Source organism: Sphingomonas piscis, from assembly GCF_011300455.1.
Classification (GTDB): domain Bacteria; phylum Pseudomonadota; class Alphaproteobacteria; order Sphingomonadales; family Sphingomonadaceae; genus Sphingomicrobium; species Sphingomicrobium piscis.
In genome coordinates, this window is sequence record NZ_CP049869.1 from 2,598,949 (window position 1) to 2,623,167 (window position 24,219).

The 24,219-nt window shown below is 63.9% G+C and carries 27 protein-coding genes, 1 other RNA gene and 1 pseudogene; 18 read left to right on the forward strand and 11 right to left on the reverse strand.

The annotated features are described in order from the left end of the window. The first annotated feature begins 205 nt into the window (after positions 1-205). Positions 206-1,495 (forward strand): DEAD/DEAH box helicase, encoded by a 1,290-nt coding sequence (locus G7077_RS13210; RefSeq protein WP_166412107.1) that lies wholly within the window; start codon positions 206-208, stop codon positions 1,493-1,495. Here the strand turns inward: G7077_RS13210 and G7077_RS13215 are convergent. The 9 genes from G7077_RS13215 to G7077_RS13255 form a co-directional block, all read right to left on the reverse strand. Continuing rightward, positions 1,492-1,890 carry a hypothetical protein gene (locus G7077_RS13215; protein ID WP_166412108.1) on the reverse strand — a complete coding sequence of 133 codons (399 nt, stop codon included), beginning with the start codon at positions 1,888-1,890 and terminating at the stop codon, positions 1,492-1,494. The genes G7077_RS13210 and G7077_RS13215 overlap by 4 nt on opposite strands. Before the next feature lie 96 nt (positions 1,891-1,986). After that, positions 1,987-2,667 carry a fimbrial biogenesis chaperone gene (locus G7077_RS13220; RefSeq protein ID WP_166412109.1) on the reverse strand — a complete coding sequence of 227 codons (681 nt, stop codon included), beginning with the start codon at positions 2,665-2,667 and terminating at the stop codon, positions 1,987-1,989. Then, positions 2,667-5,018 carry a CS1-pili formation C-terminal domain-containing protein gene (locus G7077_RS13225; RefSeq protein ID WP_166412110.1) on the reverse strand — a complete coding sequence of 784 codons (2,352 nt, stop codon included), beginning with the start codon at positions 5,016-5,018 and terminating at the stop codon, positions 2,667-2,669. Before G7077_RS13225 ends, G7077_RS13220 begins: the two co-directional genes overlap by 1 nt. A gap of 128 nt (positions 5,019-5,146) precedes the next feature. Continuing rightward, positions 5,147-5,692, reverse strand: coding sequence for a hypothetical protein (locus G7077_RS13230; RefSeq protein ID WP_166412111.1), 546 nt, complete (start codon positions 5,690-5,692; stop codon positions 5,147-5,149). A 12-nt stretch (positions 5,693-5,704) separates the two neighbouring features. Further along, positions 5,705-6,253, reverse strand: coding sequence for a hypothetical protein (locus G7077_RS13235; protein WP_166412112.1), 549 nt, complete (start codon positions 6,251-6,253; stop codon positions 5,705-5,707). Positions 6,254-6,339: 86 nt separating this feature from the next. Next, complete coding sequence (locus G7077_RS13240) at positions 6,340-6,930, reverse strand: 5-formyltetrahydrofolate cyclo-ligase (RefSeq protein WP_166412113.1); 591 nt, start codon at positions 6,928-6,930, stop codon at positions 6,340-6,342. Further along, positions 6,918-7,071: non-coding RNA, 6S RNA (ssrS, locus tag G7077_RS13245), on the reverse strand. Before ssrS ends, G7077_RS13240 begins: the two co-directional genes overlap by 13 nt. 11 nt (positions 7,072-7,082) lie before the next feature. After that, positions 7,083-7,394, reverse strand: coding sequence for a cell division protein ZapA (locus G7077_RS13250; RefSeq protein ID WP_166412114.1), 312 nt, complete (start codon positions 7,392-7,394; stop codon positions 7,083-7,085). After that, complete coding sequence (locus tag G7077_RS13255; RefSeq protein ID WP_166412115.1) at positions 7,394-7,561, reverse strand: hypothetical protein; 168 nt, start codon at positions 7,559-7,561, stop codon at positions 7,394-7,396. The genes G7077_RS13250 and G7077_RS13255 overlap by 1 nt, the downstream gene beginning before the upstream one ends. A 125-nt stretch (positions 7,562-7,686) precedes the next feature. Here G7077_RS13255 and tkt point away from each other — a divergent pair. The 6 genes and pseudogenes from tkt (at position 7,687) to G7077_RS13290 (ending at position 13,788) form a co-directional block, all read left to right on the forward strand. Next, positions 7,687-9,662 (forward strand): annotated as a pseudogene (gene tkt, locus G7077_RS13265) (transketolase). Next, a complete protein-coding gene (gap, locus tag G7077_RS13270; RefSeq protein ID WP_166412497.1) occupies positions 9,656-10,666 on the forward strand; it encodes a type I glyceraldehyde-3-phosphate dehydrogenase in 1,011 nt (336 codons plus the stop codon). The pseudogene tkt and the gene gap overlap by 7 nt, the downstream one beginning before the upstream one ends. 2 nt (positions 10,667-10,668) lie before the next feature. Continuing rightward, complete coding sequence (locus G7077_RS13275) at positions 10,669-11,871, forward strand: phosphoglycerate kinase (RefSeq protein WP_166412118.1); 1,203 nt, start codon at positions 10,669-10,671, stop codon at positions 11,869-11,871. A gap of 23 nt (positions 11,872-11,894) precedes the next feature. Further along, on the forward strand, positions 11,895-12,794 hold the full coding sequence (locus G7077_RS13280) for a fructose bisphosphate aldolase (RefSeq protein WP_166412119.1): 900 nt from the start codon (positions 11,895-11,897) through the stop codon (positions 12,792-12,794). After that, positions 12,791-13,465 (forward strand): thiamine phosphate synthase, encoded by a 675-nt coding sequence (gene thiE, locus G7077_RS13285; protein WP_166412120.1) that lies wholly within the window; start codon positions 12,791-12,793, stop codon positions 13,463-13,465. Before G7077_RS13280 ends, thiE begins: the two co-directional genes overlap by 4 nt. A 47-nt stretch (positions 13,466-13,512) precedes the next feature. Then, positions 13,513-13,788, forward strand: a complete 276-nt coding sequence (locus G7077_RS13290; RefSeq protein ID WP_166412121.1) for a hypothetical protein — start codon at positions 13,513-13,515, stop codon at positions 13,786-13,788. Here the strand turns inward: G7077_RS13290 and G7077_RS13295 are convergent. After that, entirely contained in the window at positions 13,785-14,450 is a 666-nt protein-coding gene (locus tag G7077_RS13295; RefSeq protein ID WP_166412122.1) for an HAD family hydrolase, read from the reverse strand. The two genes, G7077_RS13290 and G7077_RS13295, sit on opposite strands and share 4 nt — an antisense overlap. Positions 14,451-14,471: 21 nt before the next feature. After that, the gene (locus G7077_RS13300; RefSeq protein WP_246167226.1) at positions 14,472-15,212 is read right to left on the reverse strand and encodes a DUF72 domain-containing protein; all 741 of its coding nucleotides are present in this window, start codon (positions 15,210-15,212) and stop codon (positions 14,472-14,474) included. A gap of 59 nt (positions 15,213-15,271) precedes the next feature. On the opposite strand from G7077_RS13300, the gene G7077_RS13305 reads away from it, so the two are divergent. From G7077_RS13305 to nuoF, 11 genes are all read left to right on the forward strand, one after another. Beyond that, positions 15,272-16,360 (forward strand): L,D-transpeptidase family protein, encoded by a 1,089-nt coding sequence (locus tag G7077_RS13305; protein WP_166412124.1) that lies wholly within the window; start codon positions 15,272-15,274, stop codon positions 16,358-16,360. Beyond that, on the forward strand, positions 16,360-17,007 hold the full coding sequence (locus G7077_RS13310) for a M23 family metallopeptidase (RefSeq protein ID WP_166412125.1): 648 nt from the start codon (positions 16,360-16,362) through the stop codon (positions 17,005-17,007). The genes G7077_RS13305 and G7077_RS13310 overlap by 1 nt, the downstream gene beginning before the upstream one ends. A gap of 45 nt (positions 17,008-17,052) precedes the next feature. After that, positions 17,053-17,616, forward strand: a complete 564-nt coding sequence (gene efp, locus G7077_RS13315) for an elongation factor P (protein ID WP_166412126.1) — start codon at positions 17,053-17,055, stop codon at positions 17,614-17,616. 112 nt (positions 17,617-17,728) lie between these two features. Next, a complete protein-coding gene (locus G7077_RS13320) occupies positions 17,729-18,541 on the forward strand; it encodes an inositol monophosphatase family protein (protein WP_166412127.1) in 813 nt (270 codons plus the stop codon). A gap of 108 nt (positions 18,542-18,649) precedes the next feature. Further along, on the forward strand, positions 18,650-19,027 hold the full coding sequence (ndhC, locus tag G7077_RS13325; RefSeq protein WP_166412128.1) for an NADH-quinone oxidoreductase subunit A: 378 nt from the start codon (positions 18,650-18,652) through the stop codon (positions 19,025-19,027). Continuing rightward, a complete protein-coding gene (locus G7077_RS13330; RefSeq protein ID WP_425505286.1) occupies positions 19,018-19,599 on the forward strand; it encodes a NuoB/complex I 20 kDa subunit family protein in 582 nt (193 codons plus the stop codon). The genes ndhC and G7077_RS13330 overlap by 10 nt, the downstream gene beginning before the upstream one ends. After that, on the forward strand, positions 19,599-20,489 hold the full coding sequence (locus G7077_RS13335; RefSeq protein ID WP_166412129.1) for an NADH-quinone oxidoreductase subunit C: 891 nt from the start codon (positions 19,599-19,601) through the stop codon (positions 20,487-20,489). The genes G7077_RS13330 and G7077_RS13335 overlap by 1 nt, the downstream gene beginning before the upstream one ends. 26 nt (positions 20,490-20,515) lie before the next feature. Next, entirely contained in the window at positions 20,516-21,736 is a 1,221-nt protein-coding gene (locus G7077_RS13340) for an NADH-quinone oxidoreductase subunit D (RefSeq protein WP_166412499.1), read from the forward strand. 294 nt (positions 21,737-22,030) lie between these two features. Then, a complete protein-coding gene (locus tag G7077_RS13345) occupies positions 22,031-22,720 on the forward strand; it encodes a complex I 24 kDa subunit family protein (protein WP_166412130.1) in 690 nt (229 codons plus the stop codon). Further along, entirely contained in the window at positions 22,721-22,861 is a 141-nt protein-coding gene (locus tag G7077_RS13350) for a hypothetical protein (RefSeq protein WP_166412131.1), read from the forward strand. Beyond that, on the forward strand, positions 22,861-24,171 hold the full coding sequence (nuoF, locus tag G7077_RS13355; RefSeq protein ID WP_166412132.1) for an NADH-quinone oxidoreductase subunit NuoF: 1,311 nt from the start codon (positions 22,861-22,863) through the stop codon (positions 24,169-24,171). Before G7077_RS13350 ends, nuoF begins: the two co-directional genes overlap by 1 nt. The last annotated feature ends 48 nt before the right edge of the window (positions 24,172-24,219 follow it).

Here is a 24,219-nt window from a genome sequence, read left to right on the forward strand (position 1 = left end):
GGGGAAGCACTGGTTCATTGACTTACAGTTGCTCTTGGACCATATCGCTCCTGCTCGACGCCCAAAGGTGGCGTGAACCGGCCTTTAGCCGCAGCTCCGCGTCGAACGATTTTCCAAGAGCCTCCCTTTTCACGCGGGTTGTTCAGACCCCGCTGTGACGCCGGCATGTTGATGCTGGCGGCATCGCTCATGAGTGAGTTTATCAATGTCATTTCAATACCTCGGGCTTTCTCAGCCCGTTCTTCGTGCGCTTGCGTCCAAGAATTACACGGAAGCCACGCCAATCCAGCTGCAGGCGATCCCGATCGTCCTAGGTGGTCACGACCTGCTGGGCATCGCCCAGACCGGCACCGGCAAGACTGCGGCATTCATGCTGCCGTCGATCGATGCGCTGGTCGAGAAGCGCCGCGTTCCGCGGCCGGCGACCTGCCGGATGCTGGTGCTTGCGCCGACCCGCGAGCTTGCGTCACAGATCGCGGAGAGTGCGCGAGCTTACAGCCGCTTTTCCAACTTGTCGGCGACGACCGCGTTTGGCGGCGTTCCAATTGGCAAGCAGCGCAAGGCGCTGGAGCGTGGCGTCGACATTCTCGTCGCGACGCCGGGGCGCTTGCTCGATCTGGTCGATCAGCGCTTCCTGTCGCTGCGCGAGGTGGAAATCCTAGTCCTAGACGAGGCCGACCAGATGCTGGACCTGGGCTTCATCCACGCACTGAACAGCATTGCCAAGATGGTGCCGGCGCAGCGCCAGACTTTGTTCTTCTCGGCCACCATGCCGCCGGCCATCCGCAAGATCGCCGAGCGGTTCCTGACCAAGCCGCAAGAGGTCAAGGTCGCTCCGGAAGCCACAACCGCGGAGCGCGTCGATCAATATGTCAGCTTCTTGCAGAACGGTGAGAAGCAGGCGCTTTTGACGATGATGCTCCGCACGGGCTTTTCCGAGCGTGGCAACATGGATCGCGTGCTGATTTTCACCCGAACCAAGCGTGGCGCCGACAAGGTGGTTCGGGCACTTGGCGCCAACGGGATCCAGGCGGTCGCCATTCACGGCAACAAGAGCCAGCCCCAGCGCGAAGCGGCGTTGGCCGCCTTCCGCGCCTGCGAAATCCGCGTGCTCGTCGCCACTGATATCGCCGCCCGCGGGATCGACATTCCGGGCGTCAGCCATGTCATCAACTTCGAGCTGCCAAACGTGCCGGAGCAATATGTCCACCGCATCGGCCGCACGGCGCGCGCGGGTGCCGACGGCATCGCGATCGCGTACTGCGCCGAGGACGAGCGTCCGTACCTCAAGGACATCGAAAAGCTGACCAGGCAGAAGATCGCGATCGCGCCGCTTCCGGATAATTTCGTGTCGGAGGCGTCCCGGGTCGTGTCCGCTCCTGCCCCAGCCAAGAACCCGCCGCGGCACGGTCAGCGCCAGAACCTGTCGCGCCAACCCACCGCGCGTCCAAACGGGAGCCGGCGTCCAAGCAGGCAGCGTCGCCGTTCGGCCTAGAGCGGCGCGACGATCAGCAAGGGTGGCTGGGCTCCGTCGGCGGGTTTCACCGACACCTCGGCAGCTTCACCAGAAGCGCATCCCGGCCGTGCCGCTGACTGAAAGGTGAGCGGCGCGCCCGGGCGCAGCACTGCCGCTTGTGACGCGTCGGATTCCCGCCACTCCGCGCGGTCTGCGTTCTGAAGAGCCACGCTGAAGGCCTGCAGGGGACTGTTGGAGTGGACGCACCAGCGTGCATGGTCCGCGTCGTTCCCGGCACGCTCAACGGTCAGCCGAACGCCGACGCTGGCGCGGATGGTGATGGTGGCACTCGACGTCTCGCCCGGCCGCGCCTCCGCCGACGCCGTTGCGGGCATCACGCCGACGAAGATCATGGCTAAGAGGCGCGTAACCATCAGCATCCAACCCGGTTGCACCAGAAAAGTGCCACTGGCTACGGATGCGACGGTATTCAGCTCCTTGGACTTGGGTCCACTTCGGAGTCGTCTGGTTCAAAGCTTCCTTTTACTGATCCCGCCTGGCGACCGGACCACATACTCAACCGGGCCATCATTCTTCAGCTCGACGCTCCAGCTTGCGCCGGGGTAGAGCCTCTTTCCGGGCAGGTCGACGCACCCTTGACCAGCGGAAGAGCATTGCCGGCCTTCGGATAGCTCCGCACTGACGTTGCCCTCGTTGCGCCAGTTGATCCTTGGCCCGCTACGCTCGGCGGTCACCTTCTCGATCGCAACCGCCGGGCGAACCATCACCAGCGCGTCATACCCGATTAGGACCTTCAGCCCCGACTGGTTGGCCGTTATGTCGCCGACCACCGGCTTGATCGTCACCCGGTACACTCGCTCGCGGTCGGACGGTGGAACGATGTCCGCAAACCGTAGCAATTTATGCTGCCCCGGCTCCAAAACCATACGGGCGGGCGATACGAGTAAGCCCAGCTTTTCCGGATCGGGGTCCTCGACCCTACGCTCGGTCGGTTGTCCGGCATCGACGATCCGGTGCGGTTCGATCGCTACATAGGCACGGTCCTTGTCGTTGTTCCATATCTCGACATCCTGACGCGCAACCTTTCCCGGCTGCAGCTCCACGACCAGTTGACTGACGACGATCTCGGCCCGCGCCGTGGATGGCGTGAGGACAGAAGAAAGGAGAGCGGAGAAGAATAAGCGTTTCATCAGCACATCACCTTACCGAGCGCGGCATAGCCGGCCTTGGGTTGCAGGTTCGAAGGAGTGACCCGGCAGCGCTCGCCGCCGGAACGGGTGAACAAAAGCTCGTCGCCCTTGGCCAGATCGACCTGGAAAAAGCCGGCGGAGTCGCTCTCGCCGATGCCGTGCCGGGTCTCGACCCGGGCGTCGGCGATGGGCGCGCCGGATTGATCCACGACCTTTCCGAACACCGTTACCATTTCTTCGACGGACCAGCGCAGCGCCGCGACGGTGCCGGGGAACAGGGTTACCGATCGTTCCTGCGTGTCGAAGCTTGCATTGGCGCCGCTCACGGGCCGCAGGCGGACGTCGTACCGCCGATAAGCCGGCAAGTAGACGGGCAGTTGCTGGCCGGCCCTCAGGCGCCCCTTGGGCATGTTGTTGATCAGCAGGTCGAACTCGGCATCTTTGGCATCGCCCGCGACCGAGGCGATCAGCGCGCTTTGCATCAGCTCGCGTCCACCAAATGCCGCGCCGGTCCCGGACAGTGCCAACCCGGCCTGGATGTTGACGCCATATTGCGTTCCCGCCGTGTCGCCAAAGCGATGAAGGACATCCCCCTTGGAGACGCCAAAGCGGCTGTAGAGGGAACCTCCGGCACGAACATTGGTGTCCTCGACCGTTCGTTCGGCTGCTGCCGTCGCGTTCCACTCGCTCCGGTCCGCCGCCTGATGATAGAGTTCGCCGGCAATCGTTCCGACCATCCGCTGGGCGCGCTCTCCATCCTGGCGGCGAGAGGCATAGCCGGCGTTGCCGATGAGGGATCGTCCATGCGCAAAGGCGTTCAAGCGAAAGCCGACATAGGCCGCGGTGCTGCTCCGGCTACGCTGGGCGTCCGCCTGGAACGCCAACTGGAGCCCGCTGCGCTGCACCACGGGCAAGGTGATGCTCGGGCCCACCGAATAGTCGCTCCGGCGGCCCCGATCGTGGCGGTAAGCGCCGGTGACGCCGACATAGCCTTGGCCGATCCGGTACCCGATGCTTCCGCTCGCCTGCGTGTAGGTGCCGCTTCCCAGCCGGGTGCGATCCAGCACCCCGTCGCTGAAGCCGTCGGCGTAGGCGGGGACGGGGATCAACGGTCTATTGTCCTTGCTGGAAATCCGGCGGAGATCGACGTTGAGGCTCAACGGCCCACTGCCAGTCGAGCTGGCCTGGATCAGGGCACCGGTGTCGCCGCGTGTCGAGAGTAGGGCAGCGGCCCTCATGCGGACGGTCCGGCCAAGGTGATATCCGCCTAGCTGCACCATCGAACGCCGCTGCGTTCCGACGACTGCAGCATCAACCGCGAAGCCGGCGCTTAGCCGGTAAGCTCCACCCGCTTGGTAGTAAAAGGTGCCGGACGGGCTTACCGGGCGATGACGGCGCGTGTTGGCGAGCATCCCGGCATAAGCGAACAGCATCGGCTTGCCTTGCGGAGCGACCTGAGCGTTGCGGGCGAAAAAGCGGCGCTCTTCCCGTGTCCGGCCGCCCGTATCGTGGATCCGCAGCACCAGCGCGTAGGCGCCGGTCGGAAGCGCGGTCGTGTCGATGAGGTTGTTGCCCGCTTCATAGGCGCGGCTGTCGAGCAGGCGCCCGTCGACCAGGATGTCGACCCGGGTTGCGCGGTCGAGAAACAAGTAGAGCGGCGTTCCTTCCAGCAGATCCTTGTCCGTCCGTGTGTCGAACTGCGTCGCAACTCCGGCACCCACGATACGCGGTTGCCCCACGAGATCGATCCCTGGCGCCCAGAACATTCCTGCCGAGTAGCGAAGATTACGCGCATCGACCTCGGCGACCAGATTGTCGACGACCAAGCCGTAGCCGCGCGCATAGGAACTGTCGGAGCGGACTCTAGCGTTGCCGGCCGCCAGCAGGGTGCGGTTCTGGATATTGTAATTGGTCCGCCCTCCCGAACCGGAGAGGGTGAGACCGACCGAACTCACCATTGAGGGAGCTTTGGACGGCGCTTCCAGATAATCTTGGGGCACCAGCGACGTGGGTGCGAGAAGGCCAGGATTGACGAACAGGTCGATCCGAAAACGTTCCTCGTCGAAGATGATGCCGGCCACCGCAGGGGAAAGGCGCCCACACTCGTCCGTTTTCATTGGTGAGCAGATGAGGGCAGCGTTGGCGGGCAATTCTCGCGCAAGCTCTGCCAACAGTTGCTGCGGGTCGAGAATGCCTGGAAGCAATGATATGGCTTGCTCAGGATCATCGAACCGAACCTTGCCCGGCCGGACGGTCAGTTCGACGTCGCCGACCTTCTTGCCACCGAAATAGAGGTCGGCGAGCACCGGTCGCGGTTCATCCAGGTTCGCGAATCCGGACGGGGCCTCCATTGCGACTGCAAAGGTTGCCGGTTGTTGCGACGAGTTGTTTGCATGCGCCGCCATCCCCATGACAAAACATGGTAAACAAGCGAGACCCCACGAGGCCCGTTGCAGCCGAGATGTCGTGCCGCGCATCATTATTCCGGGGCGACGACCAGCGTCAGTGTGCCCGTGTAGGATCCGGCGGTGGCGCTCGAAAGCGCGGCGGAACGAAGGACGACGATCAGGCTTGCCGTTGGTCCCTGATTGCAGTTCTGATTATTGGCGGTGCTCGTTTGACCGGTTAGCGCATTGTTCGGCGACAGTATGGTACCGGTCGTTTGGCCGGAAGATGCGCTCCACTGGACTTCGTAGGCGAGCGTTGCCGCGCCGTTGCTGAGGGTGAACAGACCGCCTGTGCCCGAGCCAGTGGCACGGACGTTATAATTGTCCGTCTGGCTGAACACGCAAATGCTCTCGCTCATCCGGGCGTCGCTTGTCAGGTTGGTGATAGTCCCGAAGCTGAGATCGGTGAGATCGTCGATCTTCGCTTTCTGAGCGTAGGCCGGAGCCGGGCACAGGGCCGCTACCGTTGCAAGCAACGCCGAGAGGCGCACCATCCAACGGCCGCGGCCCCGTGAGCTCAGCCGAGCTCCGAAGTCCCGGTCGATCGAATTGGCGCCATCTGTTGGGATGGCCACCATGCCGGCACGTCCTTATTCTGGCGCGACGACGAGTGTCAGCGTGCCGGTGTAGCTGGCGCCTGCCGTCATGCTCTGCAGGTCGGCAGTCGCCATTTTCACGATCAGGCTGGCGCTGGAGGTCGGGCCCGACGCGCAGCCCGCGCGGGTCGCCGTTGAGGTAAGACCGGTCAGTGCGGTGCTCTTTGTGAGTGCGGTACCCGAGGTCTGGCCGCTGCTGCCCGCCCATTCGACGGAATAAGGCACGACAGGAAGCGAAGCACTCGCCAGGGTAAAAGCACTGGACGCGCCGTTGCCGGTCGCCGTGATGTTGTAGCCCCTGGTTGCGGTGTTGCTCCACACGCAGACGTTCTGGTTGTTCGACGCTGCAGTGCCCGGATCGACGCTGCTGAAGGTCACGTCGCTCAGCCCGGTGATCTGCACGCGCGTCGCCACCGATGCACTGATCTGGACGGTGCCTTGCGACGTCGCGGCAAGATTGCCTTGAGTCGCGGCCTGCGCGGCCCCCGACGAGAAAAGACTGGCACTTGCAAGAAGCGCCGCACTGAAACGGTTGAAGTTCATTCTGGCCCCCACTTGTCCACTGGATAGAGATCCACCCGAAGCGGATTAATCGATCTGGGTTAAACGGAGGTAAATGCCGTGTGAGGTTAGCGTTTAACGAACCTAATCAAGCCGTCGGGGCTTGCAAAAGCATCCAGGGGAACGTCCCACGGGTCGGGCGGGATTTCCTCGATCATCTGAAACGACCAACCCACGCCGATCAGGTGCGCGCCATTGCGCTTCAGAGGGGTGAGCACTCGATCATAGTGACCTTTGCCGCGCCCCAGGCGCGTGCCGGCGGGGTCGATCGCCACGAGTGGCACGAGAACAACGTCCGGCGTGACTTCTGCCGCATGCAACGGCGGCTGATTGATTCCGAACAAGCCCACTGAATTGGGGTCGGCACCAAGAAAGCGGAACGGCTCGGTAGGGTTATGGAAAGCGGGATAGGCAGCGACTGCGCCCACGGCCCGTGCCTCCTCCATTGCCCAGACCGGGCTGATCTCGCTGCCAAGGGCCGCGTAGCCCGCGACCACACGCGCATTGGCGAGCACCGAGGTGAGGTGAAAGGCAAGGCGGCGTTCAAGGCGAGTCCGCTCGGGATCGTCCAACGTGCGAACGAACTCCTTGCGGCGCTCCATCGCGTCGCGGCGAAGCCGATCCTTGTCGACGGGGAAGGGAAGTGACGAGACCACCATGGCCGTTTGCCGGAAATCCTCTGACGCCACAAACGTCAGGTGGGAACCATATGATCCGGACCAGGGTCCGGGCAGGGACAGCTCCCTAGGATGAAGAATAGCCTCAGGGATTTTGCGAAGCCACGTACCGGGCAGTACTCGTCATGGCCTATTTAGGAACTGGACGCGTCTCGCTCAAGGGTCTCCGCAAGCCGTTCCAACCGGCTTGCCAAGGCATTGGCCGCAGCGGCGAGCTCATCGGTCGGGGAGGGCGGCTGGGCGGACTTCTTGTCGATAAGCTGGTCGGCTAGAAGAAGGGACGCGAACAGCAGTTGCCGCGCTTCCGACAAGGTCCCGAGCCCCGCCAACGCTTCACGGCTCTTCTGATCCACCATCGCCGCAGCGGTGCGCAGGTTGGCTTCCTCGCCGTCTCGGCACGCGATGCGGTAGCTTCGGCCAGCGATGTTCAGGTCGACATCCGCCATCAGCCGGCTGCCCTGATGAGTTCGTCCAGCTCGGCGACCACTTCCCGGACTTTGGCGCGGAGTTCCTCGGCGCCTTTATCCTGCGGACGCGCGGCAAGGGCGCGCTCGATGCGATCCAGCGCCCGGTCGGCTCGGTCCAGTGCGATCGAGATGCCCCCGTCGGTCATGGCAGAAGCGACTACGCAAGATGACCCGGGCTCGCAAGCATTGACGCTCAACGGCTCACCCCCCAAAGGGGCCTTCCTGTCGGTCCGGTGAGTCCGGACCAATCCCATCGACGGAGCGAGACGACGTGCAGCCGACCCAACGCCGACTGGCCAATGCGATCCGCGCACTGGCAATGGATGGAGTTGAAGCCGCAAACAGCGGGCATCCGGGATGCCGATGGGCATGGCCGACGCGGCGACCGCCTTGTTCACCCGCCATCTGAAGTATGACCCGGCCGATCCGAAATGGCCCGACCGCGACCGCTTCGTGCTGTCGGCCGGCCATGGGTCGATGCTGGTCTATGCGTTGCTGTACCTGACGGGATACGAGAAGCCGACGCTGGACGACATCAAGAACTTCCGCCAGTTGCACAGCCCCTGCGCCGGCCACCCGGAAAATTTCGAGCTTCCAGGCGTGGAGTGCACCACCGGGCCCTTGGGCCAAGGTCTCGCCATGGGTGTCGGAATGGCCATTGCGGAACGGCACCTCAACGCGGTGTATGGCGACGATCTGGTCGATCACCGCACCTTTGTGATCGCGGGCGATGGCTGCCTGATGGAAGGCATCAACCATGAGGCGGTCGGTATTGCCGGTAACCTCCGCCTCGGCCGCCTGATCGTGCTTTGGGACGACAACAAGATCACCATCGACGGCTCCACCGACCTGTCGCGCAACGAGGATGTGGTCGCCCGCCACGCGGCGTGCGGATGGCACACGGTCGAATGCGACGGAATGGATGCGGGCAAGGTCGCCCAGGCGATTGAGAAGGCTATTGCGGACCCGCGCCCAAGCCTCATCCGGTGCAAGACCATCATCGGTTATGGTGCGCCCAACAAGCAGGGCACGCATTCGGTGCACGGCGCTGCGCTCGGCAAGGATGAGGTTGAGGCTGCCCGCAAGGAACTGGGACTCGAGCCCAAGGAATTCACCGTGCCTGACGACGTGCGCAAGGCGTGGCTCGCCGAGGGTCAGCGGTGCGCAACCGACCGGGCCGAATGGTACCGCCGCCTGGAAAGCAGTGGCAAAAAGGACGAGTTCCTCGCCCGTGTGCAGGGCAATGTTCCGTCCGATTGGCTGAAGCCGCACGTCGACGCGCTCGTGGCCAATGCGCCCAAGGTGGCGACCCGCAAGGCATCGGAAATGGCGCTGGAGGCGATCAATGCCGCAACGCCGTGGACCATCGGCGGCTCTGCGGACCTTACCCCGTCGAACAACACGCTGACCAAGGGCCTGCAGTCACTGACCGCCGAGAATTACAGTGGCCGCTATCTTCACTACGGCATCCGCGAGTTCGGCATGGGCGCGGCGATGAACGGCATGGCGCTGCATGGCGGCGTTGTGCCCTACGGCGGCACCTTCCTGGTCTTCGCCGATTATGCCCGCCCTGCGGTTCGTCTCGCTGCGCTGCAGGGCGCCCGGGTCATCTTCGTTTTCACCCACGACAGCATCGGCCTCGGCGAAGACGGACCGACACACCAACCGGTCGAGCACCTCGCCAGCCTGCGGTCGATCCCCAACCTCAACGTCTATCGTCCCGCCGACGCGGTGGAGACGGCGGAAAGCTGGGCCTCGGCGCTGGAGCATGAAGGGCCGAGCGTCCTTGCGCTGTCCCGCCAAAACCTGCGCGCGGTCCGCTCGGAAGCCGCCGACGACAACCTCAGCCATCGCGGCGCCTACGTCCTCCGCAAGGCGGGCGGCAAGCGCAAGGCAATCCTGATCGCTACCGGCTCCGAAGTCGAACTCGCCCTCGACGTCGCCGAGCGCCTTGAAGGTGAGGGCGTCGGTGCCGATGTTGTCTCCATGCCCTGCTGGGAACGTTTCGAGGCGCAGGATCAGTCCTATCGCGACAGCGTCCTTCCGCCGGCCGGGCCCGAGCAGATCCTGCGCGTGTCGATCGAGGCCGGAAGCACCTTCGGCTGGGACCGTTACACGATGGTGAACGGCCTGCGCCTCGGCATCGACCGCTTCGGCGCGTCGGGCAAGGCCGAGGACCTGTTCAACTATTTCGGCCTCACGCCCGAGGCCATCGCACCCAAGATCATGGAGGCGCTCCAATCATGACGAAAGTAGCAATCAACGGCTTCGGCCGCATCGGCCGACTGGTCGCCCGCGCGATCCTTGAGCGCCCCGACTGCGGGCTGGAGCTCGTTTCGGTCAACGACCTTGCCGACGCCGAAAGCAACGCCTGGCTTTTCTCGCGTGACAGCGTCCACGGGAAGTACCCGGGCGAGGTGAAGGCGGACGGCAACGACATCGTCGTCGACGGCAAGCGCATCAAGGTGACGGCCGAGAAGGACCCGGCCAATCTGCCCCACCGCGATCAGGGCATCGAGCTGGTGCTGGAATGCACCGGCTTTTTCACCGACCGTGCGTCTGCCCAGAAGCACATCGATGCGGGGGCCAAAAAAGTGCTGATCTCGGCGCCGGGCAAGAATGTCGACCTCACCGTCGTCTTCGGCGTCAACCATGACAAGCTGGAGGCGGGGCACACCATCGTTTCCAACGCATCCTGCACCACCAACTGCCTGGCCCCGGTTGCCAAGGTGATGAACGACACGGTCGGCATCGAACGCGGACTGATGACCACCATCCACGCCTATACCAACGACCAGAAGATCCTCGACCAGATCCACAAGGATATCCGCCGTGCGCGCGCCGCGGCCATGTCGATCATCCCGACCACCACCGGCGCAGCCCGGGCGGTCGGCGAGGTTCTTCCCGAGCTCAAGGGCAAGCTCGACGGATCGTCGGTGCGCGTGCCAGTACCGGACGGAAGCCTGGTCGACCTGACCTTCACCCCCAAGCGCGATACGACGCGCGAGGAAGTGAATGAGATCCTGCGCAAGGCGGCGGAGAGCGGCCCGCTGAAGGGCGTGCTAGTCTACACCGAGGATCCTTTGGTCTCTGCCGACATCGTTCACACGCCCGCGTCGTCGACTGTCGACGGCCTCGAGACGGCGGTGCTGGAAGGCAAGCTGGTCCGGGTCGTCAGCTGGTACGACAATGAATGGGGCTTCTCCAACCGCATGGTCGACACGGCCTGCGCGATGGCCAAGCTCAGCTAAGAATGGCGCAGTTCAAGACGCTTGATGACTTGCCGGAGGACCTCTCCGGCAAGCGCGTCCTCGTGCGCGTCGACCTTAACGTCCCGATGGACGGCGCGCGGGTGACCGACGACACTCGGCTTCGTGCCGCAGTGCCGACCATTGCCGAGCTGTCGGACCGCGGTGCCGTGGTTCTGCTGCTCTCGCATTTCGGGCGTCCAAAGGGTCAAGTCCGCCCCGACATGTCCACGGCTCAGCTCGTAATGCCGCTACACCGCCTGACCGGCCGCTCCGTACGGTTCATCGAGGATTGCCAGGGACCGGAAGCGGAACGGGCAGTGACGACCATGTTGCCGGGCAACATCGGGATTTTGGAAAATACGCGCTTCCATCTCGGGGAAGAGAAGAACGACCCGGAGCTGACCAAGGCAATGGCCGCGCTCGGCGACTATTATGTCAATGACGCCTTCTCCGCTGCTCACCGCGCCCACAGCTCGACTGAAGGAGTCGCACACCTCCTGCCGAGCTTCGCGGGCCGCGCCATGGAAGCAGAGTTGAGGGCGCTGGAAAAGGCGCTCGGCGACCCCGAACGCCCGGTCGCCGCAGTGGTCGGCGGTGCCAAGGTCTCCTCCAAGCTCGCCGTCCTCGGCCACCTGGTCGGCAAGGTCGACCATCTGATCATCGGCGGCGGCATGGCCAATACTTTCCTCGCCGCACGAGGCGTCAACGTCGGCAAGTCGCTGTGTGAGCATGACCTCACCGGCGAGGCGGAAAGCATTTTCACGCGCGCGGAGCAGGCGAATTGCACCATCCACCTTCCTTACGATGTGGTGGTTGCCAAGGAATTTGCCGCCAACCCATCCTCAATGCGCACCTGCAACGTGCACGAGGTGGGCGCGGACGAGATGATCCTCGATGTCGGTCCAGCCGCAGTCGAAGCGCTCGGCGACGTGCTGAAGACCTGCCGTACCCTGGTGTGGAATGGCCCGCTCGGCGCCTTTGAAACCTCGCCGTTCGACGCTGCCACCGTGGCGTTGGCGCAAATTGCGGCGGCGCTGACCAAGGATGGCGGGCTGGTCTCTGTCGCGGGCGGCGGCGATACAGTTGCGGCGCTGAACCATGCGGGGGTGGCAGCCGACTTCAGCTTCGTCTCCACCGCGGGCGGCGCCTTCCTGGAGTGGATGGAAGGACGGACCCTTCCGGGTGTTGCTGCGCTTATCCGCTAGGATCAACAAAGCAGGGGCTTTGAATGCAGTTCGAACAAATGCGTGCGCGGATCGCCGACGGGCAGGGGTTCATCGCGGCGCTCGACCAGTCCGGAGGATCGACGCCGAAGGCGCTTACTGGTTACGGCATTACGGAAGGCAGCTGGTCCTCGGACGAGGAGATGTTCGACCTTATCCACCGCATGCGGGAGCGGATCATCACCTCGCCCTGCTTCGGCAGCGGAAAGGTCATCGGCGCCATCCTGTTCGAGCGGACCATGAATGGCCTGGTCGAGGGCAAGCCGACCCCGCAAGCGTTGATCGAGCGCGGAATCGTGCCCTTCATCAAGATCGACAAAGGCCTGGAGCCGGAAGAGGACGGCGTTCAGCGCATGAAGCCGATCGAGGACCTCTACTCCCTGCTGGAGCGCGCCAAGAGCCTTGGCGTATTCGGCACCAAGGAACGGTCGGTGATCAACCTTGCCAACCCCGACGGGATCGCGGCAACCGTCACCCAGCAGTTTGATGTCGCGCAGCAGGTCTGCGAGGCGGGGCTGGTTCCGATCATTGAGCCCGAAGTGAACATCAGGAGCCCGGAGCGCGACGCGGCCGACCGGCTGCTGCTCGACGAACTGCTGATCGCGCTGAACGACGACCCCAACGGTGCGCCGGTCATGCTGAAGCTGTCGCTGCCGGCGACGCCGGGGCTGTTCCAGCCGCTGATCGACCACCCGCGCGTGCTCCGCGTCGTCGCGCTGTCGGGCGGGTACAGCCGGGCGGACGCTTGTGCCGAATTGGCGAAGAACCCGGGCATGATCGCCAGCTTCAGCCGCGCGCTTCTTTCTGATCTTCGTCAGCAGCAGAATGACGAGGAGTTCAATTCCACGCTCGGCGCCGCGATCGACCAGATTCACCGCGCATCGACCGCCAAAGAGCCGGCATGAGCGACGAGCCTGAAGACGACTTCGACCCGACCATCTGGTCGCCGCCCCAGCGGACGGCGCCAGCGCAGTTGTACCTCATCTCCCCTCAGGAGGTAGGTGGTGCGTTTCCCGACCGGCTAAGGTCCGCGCTGTCGGCAGCACCGGTTTCGGCGTTTCAGCTCCGGATCAAGAATGTCGACAGCCACGAACGCGCCCGCCTGGCCGAGCCACTTCAGCGCATCTGCGCCGATCATGACACTGCCTTCATCGTCAACGACAGCGTCAGCTTGGCCAAGCGCCTCGGTGCGGATGGTGTCCACCTGGGGCAAAAGGATGGTGAGGTCAGGGAGGCCCGCGAGGTGCTCGGCCCTTCTGCGCAGATCGGCAAGACTTGCCACGACAGCCGTCATTTCGCGATGGAAGCGGGTGAGGCAGGGGCCGACTATGTCGCCTTCGGCGCTTTCTATCCCACAACAACAAAGCCGAGTAACTATCGGCCGCATCCAGGGATTCTTAGCTGGTGGTCGTCGCTGTTCGAGATTCCCTGCGTTGCCATCGGCGGCATCACACCCGACAATGCACAACCTTTGCTGGATGCTGGCGCGGACTTCATCTCCGTTTGCCAAGCCGTCTGGGGGCAGGACGATCCGGGTGCGGCGGTTAAGCGCTTCCAGCAGGTGATGGGCTTTTAGGAACGGGTCGGCATTGCCGTTGGTTCTCTTCGCCAAGGAGAGAAGACATGGCCGAAGACAAAGTGACGATGCCCGTTGACGGTTCTGGCAGCGAACGCCGCGAGCCGGACGAGAATGGCGAACTCGCCTCCCGCCGCGACGAGCAATCGGGTGGCCTGCCCAACGTCGGCGAATCCGGCGGCGGCGCTTACCCCAACCCGCATGAGGGGAAGGAAGGCGGCGGCTTCCAGGGCGGCCAGTCCGAGCAAGGCTATTACGGCAAGGGCCGTCTCGGCGAGAAGGACGTCGGAGAAAGCAATAACGAGGTCTCAACCGGAGACTAAGCGTCCGCCAGCGGCGACTGCGCATAGTCGGCCAATAAGGCGCCGACATCGTCGTAGATCGCCAGCGGCCCGTGCGACGCCAAGACGTCATCCGTAAATCCGCCAGACCGGACGGCGATACTCGGGATGCCTGCCGACGCCGCAGCCTTCAGATCATAGGGGCTGTCGCCAACGACGATCGCAGCTTCGGGAGCCGAGCCGACCTTTTCCAGCGCCGCCTCGAAGATGTCGGGGCAGGGCTTGGAATGAGCGACATCGTCTCTGCTGGTTGTGGCGGTCACCAGGTCGCCGACTCCAAGCAACTCGACCCAGTAATCCAGCTCCTCCCGTGAGGCGGAGGAGGCCAGCACGACCGCTTTGCCGTCGGACCGAACCCGTTCGATCAGCGCCTTGGCGTCCCGAAACGGCTTCACCTGCGCGCGATAGCGTTTCTTGAACGCTTCCCCTTCCGCCTCGCCGAGCTGTTTCACCTCACCAGCCGAAATCCCGGGGAGCAAGGTCGGAACCAGATTGTCGCCGCCTTTGCCCACCTGAGCATGGATCGCGTCGCGGTTGAACCGATGACCAGCATCGCGGAACGCGTCTTCCCAGGCACTGATATGCTGTTCGTTGCTATCGACGAGCGTACCGTCGATGTCGAAAAGGATGGCAGTCAAAGGCATGGGAGCACAAAGCCCGGCCACTCAACTGGTTGCGGCTAAAAGTCTTGCCAGCGTGCGCGCGTCCTCGATCGCATGCAGGTGGATGTCGTTGTTGAAGTAAGCCCAGGCTGAGCGCCCCCGAGCGCGCTGCTCCCGCAGCCACGCAGCCCAATCCGCCATCTGCTCCTCGCTGTAGCGACCCCAATATTTGCCGCCGGTGCCATGAAAGCGGACGTATGCGGTGCGGCCGCTCGCCCAGCGAGGCGACACCAGATCTTTGAGGTCATGGGCGACGAAGCCGGCTCCGCGGCTCTCGAGCAGCGCCAGCACCTCTTCGTCGTACCAACTGGCGTGCCGGAACTCGACGACATGCTCCAGGTCGGTGGGCAAGCGTCGAAGGAAGCCGTCGAGCCGCGGCAGGTCTTTGTGAAGGCTTGGCGGGAGCTGGTAGAGGATCGGGCCGAGCGCTGGCCCGAGCCTTCGTACTAGGTCGATGAACTCGTCCACCTGGCTTTCGCAACCGGCAAGCTTCTTCAAATGGGTGATGAAGCGGTTTGCTTTAACGGCATAGCGGAAGCCAGGAGGCGCTTTTTCCCGCCAACCGTCGAAGGTTGAGGGAAGGGGCAGGCGATAGAAGCTGGCGTTGATCTCGACGGTGCCGAATTCGTCCGCATAATGTTCGAACCAACGCTTCTGCGGCAATCCGGGCGGGTAGAAGCCTTCCTTCCAGTGCCGATACACCCAGCCTGAACAGCCGACATGAATGCCACTGACGGGCGGCACGGAAACTCCAGGCGGTTCCATCGTTGCACCCGAAACAGTTCTAAGCCCAGGAGAGTTGCGTGCCCCGGAAAACCTTGCGTTGGAGCGCTGGCGCGATTGCCGCCGCGAGCGCTGCCCTTGCTTTCGCTCAGTCCGACAAACAGGCCGCTGCACAGCCCGCTGCCGGCGGCTCTAAGGGTGCAGCCGCAGGAAACGCCTCGAGCGTCGACAACAGGCTCTTGCATGCGCAGGTGCTTCTGGACACTGCCGGTTTTTCGTCCGGGGTCATCGATGGTCGCAGCGGCAGTGCGCTGAAGCAAGCCCTGCACGGTTTCCAGGAGGCAAGGGGTCTCAAACGTTCCGGCGAACTCGACAAACCGACAATCCAGGCATTGCTCCAAGCCAACCGGCCCGCCGTCGTGCAGGTGAAGCTCACGCCGGACGATGTGCAGGGGCGCTTCATCTATCCGTTTCCGAGCAAGCCCGAGGAGCAGGCCAAGTTGCCCTTCATGGGCTATCGCAACATGTTGGAGAAGCTCGCGGAGCGTTACCACACCACTCCAGCGACCATCGTTGCACTGAACGGACCGGAGGCGAAGATCGGGGTGGGCGCCACCCTCAAGCTGCCAAACGTGGTGCCGGCGTCCCGCGACTATGGCGGAGCGGATGGCAAGCAGGCGCAACTGCTGAACCTACTCAACATCGACGGCAACCAGCCGCAGGGGAACTTCATCGTCGTCGATAAGAGCGACGGCGTCCTGAGGGTCTACCAGGGCGATGCCAATGCCGCCTCGGGTAAAGGCGGCAAGATGTCCGGCAAGCTGGTTGCGCAATTTCCGGTGACCACCGGATCCAGCCATGATCCGCTTCCGCTCGGCAATTGGAAAGCGACGACCTATTCTTTCCTGCCGCCGTTCAATTATCAGCCGGACTTGTTCTGGGATGTCAGCGACGACAAGGCCGATCAAAAGCTGCCCGCTGGACCCAACGGCCCGGTCGGGGTAGCCTGGCTCGACCTGACGAAGGAGCATTACGGCATTCACGGCACGCCTGAACCCCAAACGGTGAGCAAGACGGAAAGCCATGGCTGCCTGCGCCTGACCAACTGGGACGTCGTTCGGCTTTCCAGAATGCTGAAGCCAGGGTTCACGGCGGTGTTCAAGGCCTGATGCGGACCGGCCTGACCATTGTCGTTACGGCAGTCGTCACGGCCGTTCTCACCAGCATATTCTGGGTTACCGCGTACAACATCGCATCACCGCTCTCGTCTGAGCCGAACGGCAAGGTCGCGCGCAAGGGCGATGTTGCCGTGGTCAATCCTAAGGGCAGCCCAGATGTGGCGGTTGCGGAGAGCGTGGAGGTTGGGCCGGCGGGCCTGGCGATCCCGGTTCAGGGCATCGAAGCCGGCCAACTTACCGACACCTTCACGCAGGCGCGTGCGGGCGGGGCCAGGGTCCACGACGCAATCGACATCATGGCTGCGGAAGGCACGCCGGTGATTGCAGCGGCCGACGGCACGGTCGAGAAGCTCTTTTTCTCGGACGGGGGCGGGGGAACGACCGTCTATGTCCGTTCGCCCGATCAGCGCTGGACATATTATTATGCCCACCTGCTGAGCTATGCGCCTGGCCTTGCCGAAGGCCAGCAGGTTAGGCGCGGCCAAATGGTCGGACGCGTGGGTCATACCGGCAACGCCAGCCCATCCGGCCCGCACCTGCACTTCGCGATCAACCGCATGCAGCCCGGCGAGAAGTGGTACGATGGCACGCCCATCAACCCGTACCCGCTGCTTGCCGGAAAGAAGGCGAGCGGCTAGAGCGCGCGCCGGCTCTTTCCACTATCAGCATATAGGCGATCTACAATGAAGATCAGCGGCGTGGACATTCGTCCCGGCAACATCATCGAATATGAAGGCGGCATCTGGCGTGCCGTGAAGATTCAGCACACCCAGCCCGGCAAGGGCGGCGCCTATATGCAGGTGGAGCTCAAAAACCTTATCGATGGCCGCAAGAACAACGTGCGCTTTCGCTCGGCCGAGACGGTGGAGCGCATCCGCCTCGACACCAAGGACTTCCAGTTCCTGTTCGCGGACGGCGACATGCTGACCTTCATGGACAAGGAAACTTACGAGCAGATCAGCTTGCCCGCCGATCTGCTCGGCGACGCCGCGGCCTTTCTTCAGGACGGCATGGACGTGGTGATGGAGCTTCACGAGGAGCGTCCGATCTCCGTCCAGCTCCCCGACCAGATCGAAGCGACGATCGTCGAAGCCGACGCGGTAGTGAAGGGGCAGACCGCCTCGTCCAGCTACAAGCCCGCCATCCTCGACAATGGCGTGCGCGTCATGGTGCCGCCGCACATCAGCAGCGGAACCCGCATCGTCGTCGACGTTTACGAACAGACCTACGTCCGCCGCGCGGACTGATCGCTTCCCCTCCCGCCGGCGGGAGGGGATTAAGGGGAGGGCCTGTTCCTCCTGCTTGAGAACAATCCCTCCCCCTGCCCCTCCCGCAGGGCGGGGAGGGGAGAAGGAAGCCATGGTTGCCCATTCCGGCCTGATCACCGTCATGACCCGCGCCGCCCGCAAGGCCGCGCCGCGCCTTCGCCGCGACTTCGGCGAGGTCGAGCAGCTGCAGGTCAGCCGTAAAGGGCCCGGCGACTTCGTGTCGATCGCCGACAAGGCGGCCGAGCAGACGATCGTGGAGGAACTCCGCAATGCACGCCCAGACTGGGGCCTGCTGCTGGAGGAAGGCGGCGAGGTGGAGGGCAATCCAGACAAGCCTCGCTGGATCGTCGACCCGCTCGACGGCACGACCAACTTCCTGCACGGCATTCCGCACTTTTCGATCTCGATCGCTGTCGAAGAGCGGGCACCCAACGGCACCCGTCAGATCAGCCACGGCCTGGTCTACCAGCCGCTGACCGATGAGACCTTCTGGGCGGAAAAGGGCAGGGGCGCCTGGCTCCATGACCGCCGCCTGCGCGTCTCGTCGCGCCGCGACATGAGCGAGGCGGTGATCGGCACCGGAATTCCCTTCCTCGGCCGCGGCGACTCCGAGGAGTGGAGCAAGATCTACGAAGCCGTCGGTCCGGAGGTCTCCGGCATCCGCCGCTTCGGTTCCGCCGCGCTCGACCTCGCCTGGGTCGCTGCCGGCCGCTTCGACGGCTTCTGGGAAAAGGAACTGGCGCCGTGGGACGCTGCTGCCGGCCTGATCTTGGTGCGCGAAGCCGGCGGCTTTGTCACCGACTACAAGGGCGCCGACCGTGCCTATGAGAAAGGCGAATATATCGCTGCCGCCGCCGGCATTCACAGCCGCCTGCAGAAGCTCATCGCCGGAGCGTTGCGTTAGGCCTAAAATCCGTTCCGAATTGCCACCCTCGGCAGTTGCGGGAGGGAAGCGGCTGGCCTAAAGCGCGGCCAAATCTCGGGTCCCCGAGCAAGCTTGTTGGAGTTCTCCTTGGCCAGCGTCGCCTTCGGATATCTGCCGATCCTGTTGTTCCTGCTGGTCGCGCTCGGCCTGTCGACGGCATTCGTGGTGCTGCCGATGATCGTCAGCCGCTTCACCGGCGCGCATCAGCCGAACCCGGAAAAGCTCAGCGAATATGAGTGCGGCTTCCCCGCGTTCGAGGACAGCCGGGCGCAATTCGACGTCCGCTTCTACCTTGTCGCCATCCTGTTCATCGTCTTTGACCTTGAAGCCGCCTTCCTGTTCCCGTGGGCGGTGTCGCTCGACAGCACGGGCTGGGCCGGCTGGACGGGCATGATGGTGTTCCTTGCCGAGCTTGGCCTTGGTTTGGCCTATGCGTGGAAGAAGGGAGCCCTGGAGTGGGAGTAACCCTTCGCCCGGACGAAACCCGGCTTCCGACCGAGGCAGAATTGGCGCGCGCTGCAGGCCTGGAGGCCGGCGGCGTCGACATGACCAAGTTTGAGGAGATGCGGCGAGAGCTCGATGAAAAGGGCTTCCTGGTCGCCTCCGCGGAAGACCTGTTCACCTGGGCCCGCACCGGCTCGTTGTGGTGGATGACCTTCGGCCTGGCCTGCTGTGCGGTGGAGATGATCCACGTCAATATGCCGCGCTACGACCTCGAACGGTTCGGCGTCGCCCCGCGCGCGTCCCCACGCCAGTCGGACGTGATGATCGTCGCCGGCACTCTCTGTAACAAGATGGCGCCGGCGCTGCGCCGAGTTTACGACCAGATGTCGGACCCCAAGTACGTCATCTCGATGGGCAGCTGCGCCAATGGCGGCGGTTATTACCATTACAGCTACTCGGTGGTGCGCGGCTGCGACCGCATCGTGCCGGTCGACATCTACGTGCCGGGCTGCCCGCCGACGGCCGAAGCCTTGCTCTACGGAATTCTCCAGCTTCAGCGGAAGATCCGCCGCGAAGGGACGATCCAGCGCTGATGCTTGCTCCGCAGGTTCCCCAGACCGCCTCCAACGAGGGCGTGATCGAGGCTGCGAAGGCGGCGCTTGGCGCGTCGGTGCTGGACGTGAAGGATCATGTCGGCGAAGTGACACTGACCGTCGCCCGTGATGCAGTGGTTGAGGTCTGCCGCACCCTTCGCGACACGCCAGGCCTCGAATATCAGCAGCTGATGGAGATCGCCGGGGTCGACTATCCGGAGCGCGCGGAGCGCTTCGAGGTCAACTATCATCTCCTCTCGCTCACTCAGAACCGCCGCGTTCGCGTCAAGGTGCTGACCGACGAGGTCACGCCGGTGCCGAGCATCACCTCGCTGTGGCCGGTGGCGGGCTGGCTCGAGCGCGAGGTATTCGATCTTTACGGCGTCACCTTCGCCGGCAATGCCGACCTCCGCCGGATCCTCACCGACTATGGCTTCGAGGGCTTTCCGCTGCGCAAGGACTTCCCACTGACTGGCCATACCGAGATGCGCTATTCGGAGGCGGAGAAGCGCGTCGTCTACGAGCCTGTTTCCTTGCCGCAAGACTTCCGTACCTTCGATTTCCTGACGCCGTGGGAAGGCCCGGAATACCGGCTGCCCGGCGACGAGAAGGCCGAGCCGCAGGCTGCCGGCGCCGCCTCGCCCGCGCCCGCGAGCGGCGAAGCGCCCAAGGTTGTCGCCGCACCGGCAAAGGACGCCGGAAAGCGCGAGCCGCCCTACGCGGGTGACAATGAGGAACGCGCGCGTAAGGGCGCCAAGGAAGCGGATGCCGAAGCGTCCAAATCGAACGAAGCCAAGGCGCAGAGTGAAGTGAGCAAGCCCAGCGACACGCCCGATCCCAAGCCGAAAGGGGGCGCCAATCGCCGCCGGCCCGGTGGAGGCACGGCATGACGGACGTGCGCACGGTAGAAGTCAGCATGGGCGGCGGCGTCGGCGCGACCAGCGGGTCGGACATCCAGCCCGACCAGGGTCAGCCGAACAATTACACGATCAACTTCGGCCCGCAGCATCCGGCGGCGCACGGCGTGCTACGCCTAATCATGGAGCTGGACGGCGAAATCGTTGAGCGCGTCGATCCGCACGTCGGCTTGCTTCACCGCGGCACCGAAAAGCTCATCGAGTACAAGACCTACCAGCAGGCGATCCCTTACTTCGATCGCCTCGATTACTGCTCGCCCATGTGCATGGAGCATAGCTTCGTGCTTGCTATCGAGAAGCTCATGGGCCTCGAGGTGCCGATCCGCGCGCAGTACATCCGCGTGCTGATGGCGGAGCTGACCCGCATCAAGAACCATATGCTGAACCTCGGCAGCCACATCATGGACGTGGGCGCGATGACGCCCAACCTGTGGCTGTTCGAGCTTCGCGAAGATCTGATGCAGATCTACGAGCATGTCTCGGGCGCGCGCATGCACGCCAATTATTTCCGCGTCGGCGGCGTCCACTACGACATCCCGCCCAAGGTGCTGAACATGATCGGGGAGTTCCTCGACAAGCGCCTGAAGCTGTTCGAGGACGCGATCAGCCTCGTCGCCGACAACCGCATCTTCAAGCAGCGCAACGTCGACATCGGCACCGTCAGCAAGGAAGACGCGATCGCCTGGGGCTTCTCCGGCCCGATGATCCGCGCGTCGGGCATCCCATGGGATATCCGCCGGAGCCAGCCGTACGAAGTCTACGACCGGATGGAGTTCGACATCCCCGTTGGCACCAACGGCGATTGCTACGACCGCTTCATGGTTCGCGTCGAGGAAGTCCGGCAGAGCTGGAAGATTGCGCGTCAGTGCCTTAGCCAAATGCCCGAAGGACCGGTCGGAAGTCTCGACCGCAAGGTCTATCCGCCGCCGCGCGGTGAGATGAAGCAATCGATGGAAGCGCTCATCCATCACTTCAAGCTCTACACCGAAGGCTATCACGTGCCCGCGGGCGAGGTCTATGTCGCCACCGAAAGTCCCAAGGGCGAGTTCGGCGTCTACCTCGTCGCCGACGGCACCAACCGGCCCTACCGCTGCAAGATCCGCCCGACCGCCTTCAGCCACCTTCAGGCGATGGACTTCATGATGAAGGGCCATATGCTCGCGGACACCACCGCCGTCCTGTCCGCCATCGACGTAGTGTTCGGGGAGTGTGACCGGTGATTGGTCCTTTCCATCTTTTCTACCGGCTAGAGTGTTGGTTGGTCGAAGCGCGCCCGAACAATCCATTCGCTGGGCGCCTCGCCTACGTGGTGGCGCTGTTCGCTTTCACTGCTTTCTGGTTCTCTGTTTCAAGGGGACTGCAGTGGATCGCACCCTCGGCAGAACTCACGTCCTGGGTTTCAAGGAACTGGGGCTGGTTGATCGTTGCAAGTCTCGGAATTCAAGTGATTTACTCATTCTGTAGGCTCGTGCTTGATACCAGAACAACGGGCAGCGCGAGCAACGGGATTCAAAATGGCTGAACAAGCTGCAATCCCCGACGAGGCAGAGGTCCGCGCGCGCTGGTCCGGATTCCAGTGGACTTCGGAGAACGCCCGGAAGGCTGCGGAGATCATCGCCCGCTATCCCGAAGGCCGTCAGCAGTCGGCGTCCATCCCCCTGCTCGACCTCGCCCAGCGGCAGGTCGGGGAAGAAACAGGCACGCAGGGCTGGCTTCCGGTGCCCGTGATGGAGTTCGTCGCGGCGCAGATCGACACGACGCCGATCCGCATCATGGAGGTCGCGACCTTCTACACCATGTTCAATCTGGCGCCGGTCGGCCGCTACCATGTGCAGGTGTGCGGAACGACGCCGTGCATGCTGCGCGGGTCGGACGACGTGCTGGAAGCCTGCTACAAAAAGGGTCTTCGCAAGGGCCACACGACCGCTGACGGCCTGTTCACGCTGACCGAGGTCGAATGCCTCGGCGCCTGCGCCAACGCGCCGATGGTCCAGATCAACGACGACAATTACGAGGACCTCACCGAGGCGAGCATGACCGCCGTCCTCGACGCGCTCGCCCGCGGTGAGAAGCCCAAGCCAGGTCCGCAGATCGATCGCCAGACCAGCTGCCCCGAAGGCGGCCCGACCACGCTGAAGAAGATGGCCGAGCGCAACTACGACTATCGCGCGCAGTGGAATGCTGCGGCTGGTGAGGGCGCGTAAGTGGAACAGCTGCTTCCCATCATCGTCGCCGCCGTGCTCGCCTTTCTGGCGTTCCGCTTCATCGCGGGGCTGGTGAAGTTTGCCGTGCTGGCGCTGATCGTTATCGCCGTCGCGCTCTGGTACACGGGAGTCATCGGCTGATGGGCACCACCACCGCACTGTCCGACAAGGACCGCATCTTCACCAATGTCTACGGCTTCCAGTCGCCAGATCTGAAGGCGGCGCAGGCTCGCGGCGATTGGGACGACACCGCCAAGCTGATGCAGTTGGGCCAAGACGGCATCATCGACGTGGTCAAGGCATCGGGCCTGCGCGGCCGCGGTGGCGCTGGCTTCCCAACGGGCATGAAGTGGAGCTTCATGCCCAAGGAGCCCAAGCCGGGTAAGCCCAACTTCCTCGTCATCAACGCCGACGAGTCCGAGCCGGGAAGCTGCAAGGACCGCGAGATCCTGCGCCACGATCCGCACAAGCTGGTCGAAGGTGCTTTGCTCGCCGGCTTCGCAATGCGCGCCCGCGCCGCCTACATCTACGTGCGCGGGGAGTTCATCGAAGAGACGGCCGCGCTCCGCAAGGCGGTCGCCGAGGCCTACTCCGCAGGCTTGCTCGGCAAGAATGCGGCGGGCTCCGGCTACGACTTCGACCTGTTCGTTCACCGCGGCGCCGGCGCCTATATCTGCGGCGAAGAAACGGCGATGCTCGAAAGCCTCGAAGGCAAGCAGGGTAAGCCGCGCCTCAAGCCGCCGTTCCCGGCCGGCGCAGGCCTCTACGGCTGCCCGACGACCGTCAACAATGTCGAGAGCATTGCGGTGGTGCCGACCATCCTTCGCCGCGGCGCCGCCTGGTTTGCCAGCTTCGGGCGCGAGAAGAACGAAGGCACCAAGCTGTTCCAGATCAGCGGCCATGTGAACAAGCCCTGCGTCGTCGAGGAAAGCATGGGCATCAGCTTCAAGGAGCTGATCGACCGCCATGCCGGCGGCATTCGCGGCGGCTGGGACAATCTGCTGGCGGTGATCCCGGGCGGTTCGTCCGTTCCGTTGGTCCCGGCCGAGCAGATCATGGACGCGCCGATGGACTTTGACGGTCTCAAGGCGCTCGGCTCCGGCCTCGGCACCGCGGCCGTGATCGTCATGGACAAGTCCACCGACATCGTCCGCGCGATCAGCCGCCTCAGCTATTTCTACAAGCATGAAAGCTGCGGCCAGTGCACGCCGTGCCGGGAAGGCACCGGCTGGATGTGGCGCACCATGGAGCGGCTGCGCGAAGGTGACGCCGACGTCGCCACCATCGACCGACTGCTCGACGTCACCAAGCAGGTCGAAGGCCACACCATTTGCGCGCTAGGCGACGCCGCCGCCTGGCCGATCCAGGGCCTGATCAAGCATTTTCGCCCCGAGATCGAACGCCGCATCGCCGAGCGCGCTGGACGAACGATGCTGGAGGCGGCGGAATAGGTCTTCGTCGGCGTTTTCCGCCTGCGGATCCTCATGATACTATGCCGC

Bases quoted from the DNA above. Each gene is read 5' to 3' on its own strand.
- G7077_RS13210 (WP_166412107.1), top strand. From the start codon at position 206: ATGTCATTTCAATACCTCGGGCTTTCTCAGCCCGTTCTTCGTGCGCTT.
- G7077_RS13215 (WP_166412108.1), bottom strand. From the start codon at position 1,890: ATGGTTACGCGCCTCTTAGCCATGATCTTCGTCGGCGTGATGCCCGCA.
- G7077_RS13220 (WP_166412109.1), bottom strand. From the start codon at position 2,667: ATGAAACGCTTATTCTTCTCCGCTCTCCTTTCTTCTGTCCTCACGCCA.
- G7077_RS13225 (WP_166412110.1), bottom strand. From the start codon at position 5,018: ATGGAGGCCCCGTCCGGATTCGCGAACCTGGATGAACCGCGACCGGTG.
- G7077_RS13230 (WP_166412111.1), bottom strand. From the start codon at position 5,692: ATGGTGGCCATCCCAACAGATGGCGCCAATTCGATCGACCGGGACTTC.
- G7077_RS13235 (WP_166412112.1), bottom strand. From the start codon at position 6,253: ATGAACTTCAACCGTTTCAGTGCGGCGCTTCTTGCAAGTGCCAGTCTT.
- G7077_RS13240 (WP_166412113.1), bottom strand. From the start codon at position 6,930: ATGGTGGTCTCGTCACTTCCCTTCCCCGTCGACAAGGATCGGCTTCGC.
- G7077_RS13250 (WP_166412114.1), bottom strand. From the start codon at position 7,394: ATGGCGGATGTCGACCTGAACATCGCTGGCCGAAGCTACCGCATCGCG.
- G7077_RS13255 (WP_166412115.1), bottom strand. From the start codon at position 7,561: ATGACCGACGGGGGCATCTCGATCGCACTGGACCGAGCCGACCGGGCG.
- G7077_RS13275 (WP_166412118.1), top strand. From the start codon at position 10,669: ATGGCGCAGTTCAAGACGCTTGATGACTTGCCGGAGGACCTCTCCGGC.
- G7077_RS13280 (WP_166412119.1), top strand. From the start codon at position 11,895: ATGCAGTTCGAACAAATGCGTGCGCGGATCGCCGACGGGCAGGGGTTC.
- thiE (WP_166412120.1), top strand. From the start codon at position 12,791: ATGAGCGACGAGCCTGAAGACGACTTCGACCCGACCATCTGGTCGCCG.
- G7077_RS13290 (WP_166412121.1), top strand. From the start codon at position 13,513: ATGGCCGAAGACAAAGTGACGATGCCCGTTGACGGTTCTGGCAGCGAA.
- G7077_RS13295 (WP_166412122.1), bottom strand. From the start codon at position 14,450: ATGCCTTTGACTGCCATCCTTTTCGACATCGACGGTACGCTCGTCGAT.
- G7077_RS13310 (WP_166412125.1), top strand. From the start codon at position 16,360: ATGCGGACCGGCCTGACCATTGTCGTTACGGCAGTCGTCACGGCCGTT.
- efp (WP_166412126.1), top strand. From the start codon at position 17,053: ATGAAGATCAGCGGCGTGGACATTCGTCCCGGCAACATCATCGAATAT.
- G7077_RS13320 (WP_166412127.1), top strand. From the start codon at position 17,729: ATGGTTGCCCATTCCGGCCTGATCACCGTCATGACCCGCGCCGCCCGC.
- G7077_RS13335 (WP_166412129.1), top strand. From the start codon at position 19,599: ATGCTTGCTCCGCAGGTTCCCCAGACCGCCTCCAACGAGGGCGTGATC.
- G7077_RS13340 (WP_166412499.1), top strand. From the start codon at position 20,516: ATGGGCGGCGGCGTCGGCGCGACCAGCGGGTCGGACATCCAGCCCGAC.
- G7077_RS13345 (WP_166412130.1), top strand. From the start codon at position 22,031: ATGGCTGAACAAGCTGCAATCCCCGACGAGGCAGAGGTCCGCGCGCGC.
- nuoF (WP_166412132.1), top strand. From the start codon at position 22,861: ATGGGCACCACCACCGCACTGTCCGACAAGGACCGCATCTTCACCAAT.